Below are 972 nucleotides of genomic sequence, written 5' to 3' on the forward strand. Positions count from 1 at the left end.
TTTTGATTTTAGGATAGTATAAACATGAGGAAGAGCCCCCATATCATCAAGTGATCCCAGCGACCACTTCTTTTAGCGACTAGGAATAATATCAGATGGTAGAATACATGAAAGACTAAAAAGCCAACAAAACCTGGATAAAGAAGCGGAATCAACCTATCTAATTGCCAGATCATGATCACTTCTACCAAGACCGAAGCTAAGATGATTCCATAATAAAGGAAATTTATTTTTTTGATTCTTGAAAAGAGTTTTTCATAACCACTCCTCTCCAATCTATTCTATCTTTACTCTCACTCTTTTTTATATATTTTAACATATATACATACATATGTCAAGCGCTAACATTTTTTGAAAAATACTTTTTTTGCTTTACTTCTATAGTGAAAAGGTTTACAATTGTAGTAAGAAAATTTCAGGAGGTTTCATTATGACACAACGTTACCAAAATATCATGGTCGCAATCGATGGTTCTAAGGAAGCAGACTTGGCTTTTGTCAAGGGAGTTCATTCTGCTCTACGAAACGACGCTAAACTCACCATCGCCCATGTCATTGACACACGCGCTCTCCAAAGCGTATCCACCTTTGATGCTGAAGTTTACGAACAACTCCAAGTCGACGCTGAAAGTCTGATGAAAGAGTACGAAAAACGTGCTAAAGATGCTGGTGTGGCAGATGTTCATATCGTCATTGAAATGGGAAATCCAAAGACCCTACTAGCACGTACTATTCCCGATACTGAAGAAGTGGACCTCATCCTCCTTGGCGCAACCGGTCTCAACGCCTTTGAACGCCTCTTGGTCGGCTCTTCATCTGAATACATCCTCCGCCATGCTAAGGTCGATTTGCTGGTGGTGAGAGAACAAGAGAAAACCTTATAATTACAAAGAAAAGGAGCTCAGCGCTCCTTTTTGTTTACTATTTATACTCTTCGAAAATCTCTTCAAACCACGTCAACGTCGCCTTGCCG

General features: G+C 39.5%; 1 protein-coding gene and 1 pseudogene. One reads left to right on the forward strand and one right to left on the reverse strand.

Annotated features, from left to right (window positions below):
• Nucleotides 1-8 precede the first annotated feature (8 nt).
• A pseudogene (locus tag HT693_RS11080) lies at nucleotides 9-259 on the reverse strand (hypothetical protein).
• Nucleotides 260-430: 171 nt separating this feature from the next.
• Between HT693_RS11080 and HT693_RS11085 the strand changes: the two are divergent.
• The gene (locus tag HT693_RS11085; RefSeq protein ID WP_050302896.1) at nucleotides 431-883 is read left to right on the forward strand and encodes a universal stress protein; all 453 of its coding nucleotides are present in this window, start codon (nucleotides 431-433) and stop codon (nucleotides 881-883) included.
• Nucleotides 884-972: the final 89 nt, after the last annotated feature.

Origin of the sequence: Streptococcus sp. 2154 (assembly GCF_013277255.1) — a bacterium.
Lineage (GTDB): Bacteria > Bacillota > Bacilli > Lactobacillales > Streptococcaceae > Streptococcus > Streptococcus pseudopneumoniae.